This is a genomic window from Roseateles sp. GW823-FHT07B05, from assembly GCF_058794515.1.
In genome coordinates this window covers 139,889-152,709 of record NZ_JBXAGX010000010.1, presented here as the reverse complement: position 1 = coordinate 152,709, position 12,821 = coordinate 139,889, and the positions used below count along the sequence as shown (strand labels likewise).

At 68.6% G+C, this 12,821-nt stretch carries 17 protein-coding genes; 13 read left to right on the top strand and 4 right to left on the bottom strand.

The window, feature by feature from the left end:
* Positions 1 to 4 precede the first annotated feature (4 nt).
* The 3 genes from grxC to AC1Q7O_RS20415 all read left to right on the top strand — a co-directional run bounded on the left by grxC (position 5) and on the right by AC1Q7O_RS20415 (position 1,945).
* Positions 5 to 265, top strand: coding sequence for a glutaredoxin 3 (gene grxC / locus AC1Q7O_RS20425; RefSeq protein WP_492657727.1), 261 nt, complete (start codon positions 5 to 7; stop codon positions 263 to 265).
* 131 nt (positions 266 to 396) lie between these two features.
* Complete coding sequence (gene secB, locus AC1Q7O_RS20420) at positions 397 to 870, top strand: protein-export chaperone SecB (RefSeq protein WP_056875037.1); 474 nt, start codon at positions 397 to 399, stop codon at positions 868 to 870.
* A gap of 76 nt (positions 871 to 946) precedes the next feature.
* A complete protein-coding gene (locus AC1Q7O_RS20415) occupies positions 947 to 1,945 on the top strand; it encodes an NAD(P)H-dependent glycerol-3-phosphate dehydrogenase (RefSeq protein WP_492657726.1) in 999 nt (332 codons plus the stop codon).
* A gap of 22 nt (positions 1,946 to 1,967) precedes the next feature.
* On the opposite strand, the gene AC1Q7O_RS20410 is transcribed toward AC1Q7O_RS20415, so the two are convergent.
* From AC1Q7O_RS20410 to AC1Q7O_RS20400, 3 genes are all read right to left on the bottom strand, one after another.
* Positions 1,968 to 2,723, bottom strand: coding sequence for a tRNA-uridine aminocarboxypropyltransferase (locus tag AC1Q7O_RS20410; protein WP_492657725.1), 756 nt, complete (start codon positions 2,721 to 2,723; stop codon positions 1,968 to 1,970).
* Positions 2,724 to 2,727: 4 nt separating this feature from the next.
* Positions 2,728 to 3,198, bottom strand: a complete 471-nt coding sequence (gene trmL / locus AC1Q7O_RS20405; protein ID WP_492657724.1) for a tRNA (uridine(34)/cytosine(34)/5-carboxymethylaminomethyluridine(34)-2'-O)-methyltransferase TrmL — start codon at positions 3,196 to 3,198, stop codon at positions 2,728 to 2,730.
* Positions 3,199 to 3,431: 233 nt separating this feature from the next.
* On the bottom strand, positions 3,432 to 4,187 hold the full coding sequence (locus AC1Q7O_RS20400) for a ComF family protein (protein ID WP_492657723.1): 756 nt from the start codon (positions 4,185 to 4,187) through the stop codon (positions 3,432 to 3,434).
* A gap of 164 nt (positions 4,188 to 4,351) precedes the next feature.
* On the opposite strand from AC1Q7O_RS20400, the gene AC1Q7O_RS20395 reads away from it, so the two are divergent.
* From AC1Q7O_RS20395 to AC1Q7O_RS20365, 7 genes are all read left to right on the top strand, one after another.
* Positions 4,352 to 5,134: a class I SAM-dependent methyltransferase gene (locus AC1Q7O_RS20395; protein ID WP_492657722.1), complete on the top strand. Its 783-nt coding sequence runs from the start codon at positions 4,352 to 4,354 to the stop codon at positions 5,132 to 5,134.
* 181 nt (positions 5,135 to 5,315) lie between these two features.
* On the top strand, positions 5,316 to 6,506 hold the full coding sequence (coxB, locus tag AC1Q7O_RS20390; RefSeq protein ID WP_492657721.1) for a cytochrome c oxidase subunit II: 1,191 nt from the start codon (positions 5,316 to 5,318) through the stop codon (positions 6,504 to 6,506).
* 30 nt (positions 6,507 to 6,536) lie between these two features.
* Positions 6,537 to 8,180, top strand: a complete 1,644-nt coding sequence (gene ctaD / locus AC1Q7O_RS20385) for a cytochrome c oxidase subunit I (protein WP_492657720.1) — start codon at positions 6,537 to 6,539, stop codon at positions 8,178 to 8,180.
* 5 nt (positions 8,181 to 8,185) lie between these two features.
* Positions 8,186 to 8,296 carry a cytochrome oxidase small assembly protein gene (locus AC1Q7O_RS20380; protein WP_492657719.1) on the top strand — a complete coding sequence of 37 codons (111 nt, stop codon included), beginning with the start codon at positions 8,186 to 8,188 and terminating at the stop codon, positions 8,294 to 8,296.
* A 4-nt stretch (positions 8,297 to 8,300) separates the two neighbouring features.
* Positions 8,301 to 8,900, top strand: coding sequence for a cytochrome c oxidase assembly protein (locus tag AC1Q7O_RS20375; RefSeq protein ID WP_492657718.1), 600 nt, complete (start codon positions 8,301 to 8,303; stop codon positions 8,898 to 8,900).
* Positions 8,897 to 9,139 (top strand): DUF2970 domain-containing protein, encoded by a 243-nt coding sequence (locus AC1Q7O_RS20370; RefSeq protein ID WP_492657717.1) that lies wholly within the window; start codon positions 8,897 to 8,899, stop codon positions 9,137 to 9,139. The genes AC1Q7O_RS20375 and AC1Q7O_RS20370 overlap by 4 nt, the downstream gene beginning before the upstream one ends.
* A gap of 47 nt (positions 9,140 to 9,186) precedes the next feature.
* Positions 9,187 to 10,071, top strand: a complete 885-nt coding sequence (locus tag AC1Q7O_RS20365; protein ID WP_492657716.1) for a cytochrome c oxidase subunit 3 — start codon at positions 9,187 to 9,189, stop codon at positions 10,069 to 10,071.
* A gap of 52 nt (positions 10,072 to 10,123) precedes the next feature.
* On the opposite strand, the gene AC1Q7O_RS20360 is transcribed toward AC1Q7O_RS20365, so the two are convergent.
* Positions 10,124 to 10,348, bottom strand: coding sequence for a DUF2909 domain-containing protein (locus AC1Q7O_RS20360; protein ID WP_492657715.1), 225 nt, complete (start codon positions 10,346 to 10,348; stop codon positions 10,124 to 10,126).
* A gap of 30 nt (positions 10,349 to 10,378) precedes the next feature.
* Here AC1Q7O_RS20360 and AC1Q7O_RS20355 point away from each other — a divergent pair, with 30 nt between their 5' ends.
* Genes AC1Q7O_RS20355 through AC1Q7O_RS20345 form a run of 3 tightly spaced genes read left to right on the top strand, consistent with a single transcriptional unit; the run spans position 10,379 to position 12,820 of the window.
* Positions 10,379 to 11,086, top strand: a complete 708-nt coding sequence (locus AC1Q7O_RS20355; protein ID WP_492657714.1) for an SURF1 family protein — start codon at positions 10,379 to 10,381, stop codon at positions 11,084 to 11,086.
* Entirely contained in the window at positions 11,037 to 11,735 is a 699-nt protein-coding gene (locus AC1Q7O_RS20350; protein ID WP_492657713.1) for an SCO family protein, read from the top strand. Before AC1Q7O_RS20355 ends, AC1Q7O_RS20350 begins: the two co-directional genes overlap by 50 nt.
* Positions 11,732 to 12,820 carry a COX15/CtaA family protein gene (locus tag AC1Q7O_RS20345; protein ID WP_492657712.1) on the top strand — a complete coding sequence of 363 codons (1,089 nt, stop codon included), beginning with the start codon at positions 11,732 to 11,734 and terminating at the stop codon, positions 12,818 to 12,820. Before AC1Q7O_RS20350 ends, AC1Q7O_RS20345 begins: the two co-directional genes overlap by 4 nt.
* Position 12,821 lies beyond the last annotated feature (1 nt).

The window sequence follows — 12,821 nt, the reverse complement described above, 5'->3', positions numbered from 1 at the left end:
GGCGATGGCGCCCGTGAAGATGTACACCACCCAGGTCTGCCCGTTCTGCGTGCGCGCCAAGATGCTGCTCAAGCAGCGTGGCGTGGATCAGATCGACGAAGTCCGCGTGGACCTGAACCCCGAAGAGCGCCAGGCCATGATGGACAAGACCGGCCGCCGCACGGTGCCGCAGATCTTCATTGGCGACACCCATGTCGGGGGGTGTGACGACCTGATCGCGCTGGACCAGCGTGGCGGGCTGATGCCCCTGCTGCAGGCCGCCTGAGGCGCCTCCGGCCGCGAGGGCCGATTTCAAGCCCGGGCAAGCCCCGGGCGGGCTGTCACGAGGCCTCGCCCATAATCCAGTCGCCGCCCGCAGCGTGTCTGCGGGCTTTTGTTTGACACCGAAAGAGTCCCATGGCCGACGAGATCCAAGCTGCCGCCGAAGGCACCCCCGTGTTCCAGATCCAGCGCATGTACCTGAAGGATCTGTCGCTGGAACAGCCCAACGCGCCGCACATCCTGCTGGAACAGCAGCAGCCCCAGGTCGACATCAACCTGACGCTGTCGGCCGAGAACGTCACCGACGGCATCTTCGAAGTCTGCGTGACGGCCACCGTCAACACCAAGGTCGGCGACAAGACGCTGTTCCTGGTGGAGGCCAAGCAGGCCGGCATCTTCGAGATCCGCAACGTGCCGCAGGACCAGGTCGAAGGCATCCTGGGCATCGTCTGCCCGCAGATGGTCTACCCCTACCTGCGCGCCATCGTGTCCGACGTCTGCACCCGCGCCGGCTTCCCGCCCGTGCTGCTGACCGAAGTGAACTTCCAGGCGATGTTCGAAGCCCAGCAGGCCCAGCGCGCCGTGCAGGGCGGCTCGGCCGTCAACTGAGCAACGGGGTCCGCCTCGTGACGACGCCCCGCGCTGCGGGGCGTTTTTCATGGGCGACACTTCTGCGATGACGACGATGAACATCAGCGTTCTGGGTGCCGGCGCCTGGGGCACGGCCCTCGCCATCCGCGCCGCGCAGGCCGGCCATGCGGTGCAACTGTGGGCGCGCGACGCCGCCGCCATCGCGCAGATGCGCGCGAGCCGCCGCAACGCGGCCTACCTGCCTGACAGCGAGCTGCCCGCCGCGCTCGCGCTGACTGCCGACCGCGGCGAGGCGGTGGCCCACGCGGCGCAAGGCCTGACCATCATCGCCACGCCCATGTCGGGCCTGCGCGAGACGCTGGCGGCGCTGCCCGCCACGCAGCGCGTGCTGTGGCTGTGCAAGGGCTTCGAGGCGGGCACCGGCAAGCTGGGCCACGAAATCGCGCGAGAGCTGCAGCCGGCGATGCGCGTGGGCGTGCTGTCCGGCCCCAGCTTCGCGCAGGAGGTGGCCGCGGGCCGGCCGACGGCGCTGGTGGCTGCCAGCGAGGACGCCGATCTGGCCCAGGCCGCCGTCGACGCCTTCCATGGCGAGCGGCTGCGCGTCTACACCTCGGCCGACCCGGTGGGTGTGGAGGTGGGCGGAGCGGTCAAGAACGTGATGGCCATCGCCGTGGGCATCTGCGACGGCCTGTCGGGTGCCGCGCCGGACGCGCCTGGCCTGAATGCGCGTGCCGCGCTCATCACGCGTGGCCTGGCCGAGATGCTGCGGCTGGGCGTCGCCTTGGGCGCGCGGGTCGAGACCTTCATGGGCCTGTCGGGCCTGGGCGACTTGGTGCTGACGGCGACCGGCGACCTGTCCCGCAACCGCCGCGTGGGCCTGCTGCTGGCCCAGGGGCTGGCGCTGCCGCAGATCCTGCAGCAACTGGGTCATGTGGCCGAGGGCGTCTACAGCGCGCCGACCGTGCTGGCGCGTGCGCGCGCCGCCGGTGTCGAGATGCCCATCACCGAGGGCATGGTGGCGCTGCTGGACGGGCGGCTGCAGGTCGGCGCGGCGGTCGACTCCCTGATGGGTCGCGAGGCGCGGGCCGAGTAGCGATTCGGGCGGCCCGGCCCGATCAAGCCATGCACGCCGCCTGCCGGGCCACGGCGTCCTTCAGGCGCTGGTGCATGGCGCCGTCCGGGACGACGGGCAACTGGTTCTTCGCCTGCAGGTAGTGGTGCGTGAAGACGCCCAGGTAGGCATCCAGCGCGTCAGCCGCCATCGTGTCGTCCGCCAGGTTCAGGCACTGCGCGGCGACCTCGCTCGTGCAGAAGTGGTCGCCGCAGCGCGACCGGCGCAATCGGTACTGCGAGGTGCTGGCGGGCTCGAGACTGAGCACCGGCATGTGGTTCAGATAGGGGCTGCGGCTGAACATCTTGCGCGCCTCGGACCAGGTGCCGTCGAGCAGGATGAACAGCGGGCGCTTCATCGCGCCTTCCGGGCCTGTGGTGGGCGGCTGGACGGCGTGCACCACGCGTTCCGGCGCGGCGTACTGGCCCGGGAACACGACGTAGCAGTCCCAGCCGGGATCGCCCAGCAGCGCGATGAGCGCGGGATCGGTCCGGGTTCGCGACCAACCGAAGGCGAAGGTGTCGGCCACCAGGTCCGCGACCAGCCAGCCGGTGTTGGTCGGCTTCAGCGGCTCGATGTCGGCCATCAGCAGGCACACCGCCGCGCGCGTGCTCATCGGCGTGCGCAGGGCGCAGATGCAGTGGGTCGGGGCCAGCCGGCAACCCTCGCAGCGCTCGCGCTTGAAGCCGCCGCGGGCCGTGAAGGGTTCGTCGGCGCTGGCCAGACGCGCGGCGCGCAGACGGGAAACCGCGTGGGACATGCGCTCAGCCGCCGCCGGCGTAGCCGTTCTGCCGCCAGGCTTCGAACACCGCGACCGCCACGCTGTTGCTCAGGTTGAGGCTGCGCTGGCCTTCGCGCATGGGCAGCCTGACGCGTTGTTCGAGCGCAAATCCGTCGCGCAACGCGGGCGGCAGGCCGGCTGTTTCACTGCCGAACACCAGCCAGTCGCCCGGCTGCCAGGTGACCTCGCCGAACGGGCGGCTGCCGCGCGTCGTGAACGCGAACATCCGCGCCGCGTCCGGTGACTCGGCGGCCAGGAAGGCGGCCCAGTCGGCATGCCGCTGCACGCGGGCGTACTCGTGATAGTCCAGCCCCGCGCGCTGCAACAGCCGGTCTTCCATCGAGAAACCCAGCGGCTCGATGAGGTGCAGCGTGCAGCCGGTGTTGGCGGCGAGCCGGATCACGTTGCCCGTGTTGGGCGGGATCTCGGGATGGACGAGGACGATGTGGAACATGGTCCGAAGTATCGATGTGCATTCGGGCCGAGCGCCGGGCCGCCCCAAGCCGGCCCGCCTGGCGATATGCGTTCGGCTCGATGCCGAACGCATCGCCGTCCCCTCGGGGGCTGAGGCCGGACACAGGGTGTCCAGTGGACGACCTGTGCCTTCCGAAGCTCTGCGGCACTGCCGCAGAGCGGTCCCGCCCAGACTCGCTCGCGTTCAGCGATGCGAGTCTGGGCGAGGGGATTTCATTCTTCCCCAGGCTCGGGCGTGCGCGCGACGACCCAGGCCTGCACGCTCATGACCCCCGCCTGCAGCAGCACGCGGGCCAGTTCGTACAGCGTGGCGCCGCTGGTCATCACGTCGTCCATCAGCGCGATGCTGGCGCCACGCAGCCGCGCGGCCTTCAGCGGGTCGACGGCGAAGACGCCGCGCACGTTGGCGGCGCGTGCCTCCAGCTTCAGCGAGGCCTGGCGCTCGTTGTGGCGCACGCGCAGCAGCAGCTCGGGCTCGCAGCGCAGGCCGCGCCGGCGGGCCAGCGCCTTCGCCAGCTCGTGCGACTGGTTGTAGCCGCGCTCGCGCAGCCGTTCAGTCGACAAGGGCACCGGCAGCAGCCAGTCGGGCTCGTGCACGTCGGCGGCGTTGAGGCAGGCGTTCAGCCGCCCCAGCAGGCTTTCGCGCAGGTCCAGTGCCTGGTGGTACTTGAAGTGCTGCAGCAGGCTGTCCCACGGGAAGCGGTAGTCCAGCGCGGCGATGGTGCGGTCCAGTGGCGGCGCCTCGACGAGGCAGCGCCCGCACTGGGGGCGCGGGCGGCCCGTGAGTTCCAGCGGCAGCCGGGCCGCACAGGTCCAGCAGCGCGGCTGCGGCCGGGCATGCAGGGCCAGGCAGGCGTCGCAGACGGTCTGGTGGCTCCAAGCCCGGCACACGGCGCACTGGCCGGCGCAGCGCATCAGGACCCGTTCGACGAGTGCGGGCTTGGGCGCGGCCAGCGGGCGGTCAGGCATCGGCTCAATATACTGATCGGCCCATGAGTGACCCGGCTGCCCCCCCCACTTCAAACAAGGGGCCGCGGCCTCAGGACATTGATGACGCCGCGCTGCGTCATCAGGCCCGTCGACTGGCCCGGGCGGAGCAGCCGCCCTGGCTGCACGCCGAGGTGGCCCGGCGCATGGCCGAGCGCCTGCCCTTCATCAAGCTGCAGCCCGCGCGCGTGCTGGACGTGACGCCGGTGCTGGGTGCCAGCGCCGAGCTGCTGCGCCAGGCCTACCCGAAGGCGGAGCTGCTGTGGCACGAGGCCGACCCGTCGCTGGCCGGACGCGCGGCCCAGGATCGCGCGCCGGGCTGGTGGCAGAAGCTGCGCGGCGCGGGCTCCGGCCGTGTGGACACGCTACCGGCCCGGCCCGAGGTGGAACTGCTGTGGTCCAACATGGCCCTGCATGCGGCCACGGACCTGCCGGGGCTGCTGGCGCAGTGGCAGGCCAGCATCGCCGTGGGCGGTTTCGTGATGTTCTCCTGCCTGGGCCCCGACAGCTTCGTCGAGCTGCGCCCGCTGTTCGCGCGCGCCGGCTGGGGCCGGCCGGCGCCAGACTGGTGGGACATGCACGACATCGGCGATCTGGTGCTCAAGGCCGGCTTTGCGGACCCGGTCATGGACCAGGAGCGCCTGCGCCTGACCTGGGCCAGCCCCGAGAGCCTGCTAGCCGACCTGCATGCGCTGGGCGGCAACCTGGCACCCAGCCGGTTTGCCGGCCTGCGCGGCCGGGCCTGGCAGGCGGCGCTGCGGCAGGCGCTGGAAGGGCTGCGCGGCCCCGACGGCCGGCTGGGCCTGACGCTGGAGCTGGTGTTTGGCCACGCCTTCAAGGCAGCACCGCGCCTGACGGTCGCTGCCGAGACGCTTGTGTCGGTGGACGCGATGCGCGCCAGCCTCAAAAAAGGCCGTCCCGGCGGCTGATTGCTAGGTGATTCCCAGGGGCTGACACCCCCCGGCGGCAGGGGACCCCTGGGCTAAAATTTCGCGCCGCACAGAGGGTCTAGGGCAAAACCCGACCCATCTCCGCGGCGCTCGCGGCGCACAGGTCCGGCCTTTCGGGTGGACATGCAAGTCCTGCTCTTCAAAGAACCAAGTGACAACCATGACGATGATGAACGCACGAGTGCATAGCGCCTCACGCGGCTGGGCCCAGCGGGCTGCCGTGGCGGCGATGGCGGCCCTGGCAGCGGGTTCGGCCTTCGCGGTGAACGACCTCAAGGGCGGCCCGGGCGTCAATCAGATCAATCTGCACGAGCCGGTGACCAACATCGCCCGTGACCAGATGTGGTTGCACAACTTCATGCTGATCGTCTGCCTCGTCATCTTCGTGGCGGTGTTCGGCGTGATGTTCTATTCCATCTTCAAGCACCGCAAATCCAAGGGCGCGGTGTCGGCCAACTTCCACGAAAGCGTGGCCGTTGAGATCGCCTGGACCGTCGTGCCGTTCCTGATCGTCATCGGCATGGCGCTGCCGGCCACCAAGGTGGTCGTCGCGATGAAGGACACGACCAACGCCGACGTGACCATCAAGGCCACCGGCTACCAGTGGAAGTGGGGCTATGACTACCTGAAGGGCGAAGGCGAGGGCATCGGCTTCCTGGCCACGCTGGACACCGAGCAGCGCGAGCAGTCCAACTCCGGCAAGCCCGCCCCGGTCGACAACTACCTGCTGAAGGTCGACAACCCGCTGGTGGTGCCGGTGGACAAGAAGATCCGCATCATCACGACCGCCAACGACGTCATCCACGCGTGGATGGTGCCGGCCTTCGGCGTGAAGCAGGATGCCATCCCCGGCTTCGTGCGCGACACCTGGTTCAAGGCCGAGAAGGTCGGTGACTACTACGGCCAGTGCGCCGAGCTGTGCGGCAAGGAACACGCCTACATGCCCATCCACGTGAAGGTGGTGTCCGCCGAGGACTACACCAAGTGGGTGGACGGCGAGAAGAAGAAGCTGGCCGCCAAGGCCGACGACCCGAGCAAGGTCTGGGAGCAGGCGGCGCTGGTCGCCCGCGGCGAGAAGGTCTATGCCGCCAACTGCGCGGCCTGCCACAAGGCCGACGGCACCGGTGCCGGCCCGATCAAGGCGCTGGACGCCTCGCCGGTCGTGCTGGCCGAGAACCATCTGGACCAGATCCAGGTGCTGCTGAATGGCCGCCTGGACAAGGGCATGCCGGCCTGGAAGCAGCTCAGCGACACCGATATCGCCGCCGTCATCACGTACACGAAGAACAGCTGGTCCAACAAGACCGGCCAGACCGTGCAGCCGGCCGAGATCGTCGCGGCCCGCAAGTAATCGTCAGAACGCCGAATCAGAGGAAATCACATGAGTGCAGTGCTCCCCCCCCACGGCGTTCATGGCGGCCATGACGGCCATGCCCATGACGACCACCACGATCACCACGCACCCACCGGCTGGCGCCGCTGGGTGTTCGCGACCAACCACAAGGACATCGGCACGCTGTACCTGCTGTTCAGCTTCACGATGCTGATGATCGGCGGCATCCTGGCGCTGTGCATCCGCGCCGAGCTGTTCCAGCCTGGCCTGCAGTTCTTCAATCCCGAACTGTTCAACCAGTTCACCACCATGCACGGCCTGATCATGGTGTTCGGGGCCATCATGCCGGCGTTCGTCGGCTTCGCGAACTGGATGATCCCGCTGCAGATCGGTGCCAGCGACATGGCCTTCGCGCGGATGAACAACTTCAGCTTCTGGCTGATGATCCCCGCGGCCATCATGCTGGTCAGCAGCTTCTTCATGCCGGGTGGCGCCCCCGCCGCCGGCTGGACGCTGTACGCACCGCTGACGCTGCAGATGGGCCCGTCGATGGACGCCGGCATCTTCGCGATGCACATCCTGGGCGCGTCCTCGATCATGGGCTCGATCAACATCATCGTGACCATCCTCAACATGCGCGCCCCCGGCATGACGCTGATGAAGATGCCGATGTTCGCGTGGACCTGGCTGATCACCGCCTACCTGCTGATCGCCGTCATGCCCGTGCTGGCTGGTGCCATCACGATGACGCTGACGGACCGCCACTTCGGCACCGCCTTCTTCAACCCCGCTGGCGGCGGCGATCCGGTGATGTACCAGCACATCTTCTGGTTCTTCGGCCACCCCGAGGTCTACATCATGATCCTGCCGGCCTTCGGCATCGTGAGCCAGATCGTGCCGGCCTTCGCCCGCAAGCGCCTGTTCGGCTACGCCTCCATGGTGTACGCGACGGCGTCCATCGCCATCCTGTCCTTCATCGTCTGGGCCCACCACATGTTCGCCACCGGCATGCCGGTGACGGGTCAGCTGTTCTTCATGTACGCGACCATGCTGATCGCGGTGCCCACGGGCGTGAAGATCTTCAACTGGCTGGCCACGATGTGGCGCGGCTCGATGACCTTCGAGACCCCGATGCTGTGGGCCGTCGGCTTCATCTTCGTGTTCACGATGGGCGGTTTCACGGGCCTGATCTGCGCGATGGCGCCGATCGACATCCAGATCCAGGACACCTACTACGTTGTGGCCCACTTCCACTACGTGCTGGTGGCCGGCTCGCTGTACGCGCTGTTCGCCGGCGTGTACTACTGGGGTCCGAAGTGGACCGGTGTGATGTATTCGGAGACGCGCGGCAAGATCCACTTCTGGGGCTCGCTGATCTTCTTCAACGTCACGTTCTTCCCGATGCACTTCCTCGGTCTGGCCGGCATGCCGCGTCGCTACGCCGACTACCCGATGCAGTTCACCGACTTCAACCAGATCGCGTCCATCGGCGCCTTCGGCTTCGGCCTGATGCAGGTGTACTTCTTCCTGTTCGTCGTCGTCCCGATGATGCGCGGCAAGGGCGAGAAGGCCCCGCAGAAGCCGTGGGAAGCCGCTGAAGGCCTGGAGTGGGAAGTGCCTTCGCCGGCACCGTTCCACACCTTCGAGGAACCGCCCAAGCTGAACGCTTCGGCCACCAAGATCGTCGGCTGAACGCGATGACGCCTGAGCAGCGCAAGGCCAACCGTCGGCTGGGCCTGATCCTGCTGACGGTGGCTCTGGCCTTCGGGGTCGGCTTCATCGCCAAGATGACCTTGTTCGCCCATTGACGACATGCGCTTGCTGAACGCCCTGCGTCGCGACAACCGCCAGCTTTTTGCGAAGCTGGCGGTCATCGTGGCGCTGATGTTCGGCTTCGGCTATGCGCTGGTGCCGCTGTACAAGGCGATCTGCGAGGCGCTGGGCATCAATGTGCTGTCTCTCGCCGAGCGCCAGGTTGCGCTGGCCGACAAGGGCATCGCCAACGGCAACGGCCAGGTCGACTACAGCCGCGAGATCACTGTCGAGTTCGACACCAACGCGCGTGGCCCCTGGGACTTCAAGCCCGCCGTGCGCCACATGACGGTGCACCCGGGCGAGCTGAGCCAGGTCATGTACGAGTTCCGCAACAAGCAGGACCGCACGATGGCCGCGCAGGCGATCCCGAGCTATGCGCCGATGCAGGCCAGTGCGCATTTCAACAAGCTGGAATGCTTCTGCTTCAACGAGTACACGCTGAAGCCGGGCGAGAGCAGGCAGTGGCCGGTCGTGTTCGTCATCGACCCCAAGCTGCCCAAGGACGTGAAGACCATCACCCTGTCCTACACCTTCTTCGAGGTGGCGGGCAAGGGCGGGGTCAAGCTCAGCCAGTCTCCGAAAGGGGCCGCGCTGTGAGCAAGCCGGGCCAGGATCTGAAGGACGCCGTGAACCGCAAGGCTTCACTGGGCCAGACGATCGCGGCCGTGGCCTGGAGTTTTTTCGGCGTGCGCCGCGGCAAGGACCATGAGAACGACATGGCCAAGCTCAATCCGGTGCACGTGATCATCGCGGGCCTGCTCGGCGCGGCCCTGTTTGTGTTGATGCTGGTGCTGCTGGTCCGCTGGGTCATCGGCAGTGGCGTGGCGGCGGCCTGAGGCCGCACGCGACAAGGTTCAGAACGAGCGAGAACTAGGAGAACGACATGTCGGCAGCGACAACTTCGGGCAAGACCCCGTACTACTTCGTCCCGGCGCCCTCGCGGCATCCGGTGATGGCCGCGATCGGCCTGTTCTTCGTCATCCTCGGCGCGGGCCAGTGGGTCAACGGCCACGGCTGGGGCATGTACTCGCTGTTCGGCGGCCTGGCGCTGTGGGCCTTCGTGCTCAAGCAGTGGTTCGGGGACGCCATCCGCGAGAGCGAGGGCGGCCTCTACAGCGAGCGCATCGACCTGTCGTTCCGCTGGAGCATGGGCTGGTTCATCTTCTCGGAGGTGATGTTCTTCGCTGCCTTCTTCGGCGCGCTGTACTGGGCCCGCGTGTTCTCGGTGCCGTCGCTGGGCAGCCTGGAGAACGGCCTGCTGTGGCCCGACTTCAAGGCCATCTGGCCCAGCACCGCTGCCGGCTTCACCGCGGCGCCTGGCGGCACCGTCGAGCCCTTCATGACCATGGGCCCCTGGCCCATCCCGACCATCAACACGGCGCTGCTGCTGACCTCGGGCATCACGCTGACCATCGCGCATCACGCGCTGATCGCCGGCAACCGTGCCAAGACCATCACGTGGATGTGGATCACCGTGCTGCTGGGTGCCACCTTCCTGGGCTTCCAGGCCTACGAGTACCACCATGCCTACGCCGAGCTGAACCTCAAGCTCAACTCCGGCATCTACGGCTCCACGTTCTTCATGCTGACCGGCTTCCACGGCTTCCACGTCTGCGTGGGCGCCCTGATGCTGCTGTTCATCACCATCCGCCTGATGAAGGGCCACTTCACGCCCGAGCACCACTTCGGCTTCGAAGGCGCCGCCTGGTACTGGCACTTCGTCGACGTCGTCTGGCTGGGCCTGTACGTCATCGTCTACTGGATGTAAGCCAGCCACCCAAAGACAAAGCGCCGCGGAAGCGGCGCTTTTTTCTTGCGGTTCAGGATGACTTCAGCGGCAGTCCGGTCGGGTGTATCCAGCCCAGCTTCCAGCTCAGCAGGATGATGAGGAACAGCGTCACCGACAGCCCCACCCGCACCGCCAGCGCGCGGGCCATGTTGGGGCTGCGCTTGTCGGTGCCGCGGCCCTTGCGCAACATGAAGAAGCCGGCCGCCGCCAGCGCGCCGAGGATGCCGATGAAGGCGACCAGGAACAGGAATTTCATGACGGCGAATTATCCGCGCGAGGTGCGGCCGTGACGGGCCGGCGATGGCTGGTGCTGCTGGCCGCGCTGCTGGGCGCCGCGCTGACGGCTCGGCTGGGCGTCTGGCAGCTGGACCGCGCCCAGCAGAAGCTGCAGCTGCAGGCCGCGATGGACGCCGAGACCGCCCGCGCGCCGTTGGGCAACGCGGCGCTGGGCGGCGCCACGGTGCACCGCCGTGTCGTGCTGCGTGGCACCTGGGTTGCGGATCGCACCGTCTGGCTGGACAACCGGCCCATGGATGGCCGGGCCGGCTTCTACGTCGTCACGCCGCTGCGGTTGGCCGGCCGCAGCGACGCCATCCTCGTGCAGCGCGGCTGGGCGCCGCGCAGCCAGGCCGACCTGCGCCAGTTGCCGCCGCTGGCGACGCCCGCGGGAGAGGTTGAAGTGACGGGACGGCTGGCTGCTTCGCCGTCACGGCTTTATGAGCTGGGCGAAGGGGCGGGCGGCGCGATCCGGCAGAATCTGGACCCGGCGGCCTTCGCCGTCGAGTCGGGCCTGGCGCTGCTGCCGCTGACCGTCGTGCAGGCCATGCCCGCCGGTGCCGACGATGGCCTGCTGCGCCACTGGCCGGCACCGGACCTCGGCCTGCACAAGCACTACGGCTACGCCTTTCAATGGTTCGCGCTCTGCGCGTTGATCGTCGGTCTCTATGTCTGGTTCCAACTCCTCCGCCCCCGGCTCCGCCGCCAGCACGCCTGAGCCGCTGAGCTTCGCCGTGCACAGCCTGCCCGACCCACGCGCGGCTGCGCAGAAGGCCGGGCGCTGGAAGATGCTGCTGGTGCTGGCGCTTTGCGCCGCACCGGTCGTCGCGTCCTACTTCACGTTCTACGTCATCAAGCCCAGCGGTTCGGCCTACGGCGAGCTCATCACGCCCACCGTCGACATCCCAGCCGACCTGCCGCTGACCGACCTGCAGGGCCGCGTCGTGACGGCCGAATCGCTGAAGGGCCAGTGGCTGCTGACCGTCGTCCAGCCGGCCGCCTGCCCCGAGGCGTGCGAGCGCCAGCTCTACGTGCAGCGCCAACTGCGCGAGATGCTGGGCAAGAACCGTGACCGCGTCGACAAGCTCTGGCTCATCCCGCAGGAGAGCGCCGCGCCGCGCGCCGAGCTTTTGGCGGCGCTGAGCCAGAAGGGCATCGAAGTCACCGTGCTGCGCGTGCCGCAGGCGCGCCTGGACGCCTGGCTCAAGCCGGCGGCCGGCAAGGCACTGACCGATCACTTCTTCCTCGTCGATCCCATGGGTCGTTGGATGCTGCGCGCTCCGGGCGACCCCGACCCCAAGAAGCTCAAGGGCGACCTCGACAAGCTGCTCAAGGCCGCCGCCGGCTGGGACAACGCCGGGCGATGAACGAGCTGCTGCTTCCGCTGGGTCAGGTCGCCGCCATCGGCGGCGCGGTGGCACTCGGCCCGCTCTTGTGGTGGCGCCAGCGCTCGCGCACGCAGACGCCCACTGGCCGGCTGCGGGCGCTGACGCTGCTGACGCTGTTCCTCACCTTCGACCTCATCGTCTTCGGCGCGTTCACGCGGCTGACCGATTCCGGCCTGGGCTGCCCGGACTGGCCCGGCTGCTACGCGTCGGCCAGCCCGGTCGGCGCGCGCGAGCACATCGAGGCCGCGCAGACGGCCATGCCCACCGGCCCGGTTACGCATGGCAAGGCGTGGATCGAGATGATCCACCGCTACCTCGCCAGCGGCGTGGGCCTGCTCATCCTCGTCATGACGGCGCTCAGTTGGCGCCTGAAGCGCCAGGAGGGCGAGCACGCGCCCTCCGCGTGGCTGCCCACGTTGACTTTCGTCTGGGTCTGCGTGCAGGGCGCGTTTGGCGCGCTGACGGTCACGATGAAGCTGTTCCCCGCCATCGTCACGTTGCACCTGCTGTTCGGCCTTGGGCTGTTGATGCTGCTGGCCTGGCAGCACGAGGCCTACGCGCCGCGGCCCGTGGCCTTGCCCCCCGCGCTCGCCCGTACCGTGCTCGTCGTGCTGCTGCTGACGCTGGGCCAGGTCGCCTTGGGTGGCTGGGTCAGCACCAACTACGCGGTGCTGGCCTGCGACGAGTTCCCCACTTGCCACAACGGCCAGTGGTGGCCGCACATGGACTTCGGCCAGGGCTTCCAGCTCTGGCGCGAACTGGGCCAGCGCGCCGACGGCAGCTGGCTGGGCTTCGAGGCGCTCGCCGCCATCCACATGGCCCACCGTGTCGGCGCCGCCATCGTCTTCACCGCTCTGCTGGCGCTGGCCTGGGCGCTGCGCCGGCCCGCGCCCGGCTGGTCGCGCGCGCTGCTGGCCGCGGCCGGCTGGCAGTTCGCATCCGGCCTGTCCAACGTCGTGCTCGACTGGCCCATCGCCGCGGCCCTGGCCCACACCGCCGGCGCGGCCGTGCTGCTGGGCCTGCTCACCACCCTGTTTGCTCGCGCCAACGCGCGTCACGTCTGAC

What these genes read in the sequence shown, in the direction of transcription:
- AC1Q7O_RS20415 (WP_492657726.1), top strand. Translation starts at nt 947, where the DNA reads ATGAACATCAGCGTTCTGGGTGCCGGCGCCTGGGGCACGGCCCTCGCC.
- AC1Q7O_RS20400 (WP_492657723.1), bottom strand. Translation starts at nt 4,187, where the DNA reads ATGCCTGACCGCCCGCTGGCCGCGCCCAAGCCCGCACTCGTCGAACGG.
- trmL (WP_492657724.1), bottom strand. Translation starts at nt 3,198, where the DNA reads ATGTTCCACATCGTCCTCGTCCATCCCGAGATCCCGCCCAACACGGGC.
- AC1Q7O_RS20365 (WP_492657716.1), top strand. Translation starts at nt 9,187, where the DNA reads ATGTCGGCAGCGACAACTTCGGGCAAGACCCCGTACTACTTCGTCCCG.
- AC1Q7O_RS20380 (WP_492657719.1), top strand. Translation starts at nt 8,186, where the DNA reads ATGACGCCTGAGCAGCGCAAGGCCAACCGTCGGCTGGGCCTGATCCTG.
- AC1Q7O_RS20410 (WP_492657725.1), bottom strand. Translation starts at nt 2,723, where the DNA reads ATGTCCCACGCGGTTTCCCGTCTGCGCGCCGCGCGTCTGGCCAGCGCC.
- AC1Q7O_RS20395 (WP_492657722.1), top strand. Translation starts at nt 4,352, where the DNA reads ATGGCCGAGCGCCTGCCCTTCATCAAGCTGCAGCCCGCGCGCGTGCTG.
- grxC (WP_492657727.1), top strand. Translation starts at nt 5, where the DNA reads ATGGCGCCCGTGAAGATGTACACCACCCAGGTCTGCCCGTTCTGCGTG.
- AC1Q7O_RS20350 (WP_492657713.1), top strand. Translation starts at nt 11,037, where the DNA reads ATGTCTGGTTCCAACTCCTCCGCCCCCGGCTCCGCCGCCAGCACGCCT.
- secB (WP_056875037.1), top strand. Translation starts at nt 397, where the DNA reads ATGGCCGACGAGATCCAAGCTGCCGCCGAAGGCACCCCCGTGTTCCAG.
- ctaD (WP_492657720.1), top strand. Translation starts at nt 6,537, where the DNA reads ATGAGTGCAGTGCTCCCCCCCCACGGCGTTCATGGCGGCCATGACGGC.
- AC1Q7O_RS20360 (WP_492657715.1), bottom strand. Translation starts at nt 10,348, where the DNA reads ATGAAATTCCTGTTCCTGGTCGCCTTCATCGGCATCCTCGGCGCGCTG.
- coxB (WP_492657721.1), top strand. Translation starts at nt 5,316, where the DNA reads ATGACGATGATGAACGCACGAGTGCATAGCGCCTCACGCGGCTGGGCC.
- AC1Q7O_RS20375 (WP_492657718.1), top strand. Translation starts at nt 8,301, where the DNA reads ATGCGCTTGCTGAACGCCCTGCGTCGCGACAACCGCCAGCTTTTTGCG.
- AC1Q7O_RS20345 (WP_492657712.1), top strand. Translation starts at nt 11,732, where the DNA reads ATGAACGAGCTGCTGCTTCCGCTGGGTCAGGTCGCCGCCATCGGCGGC.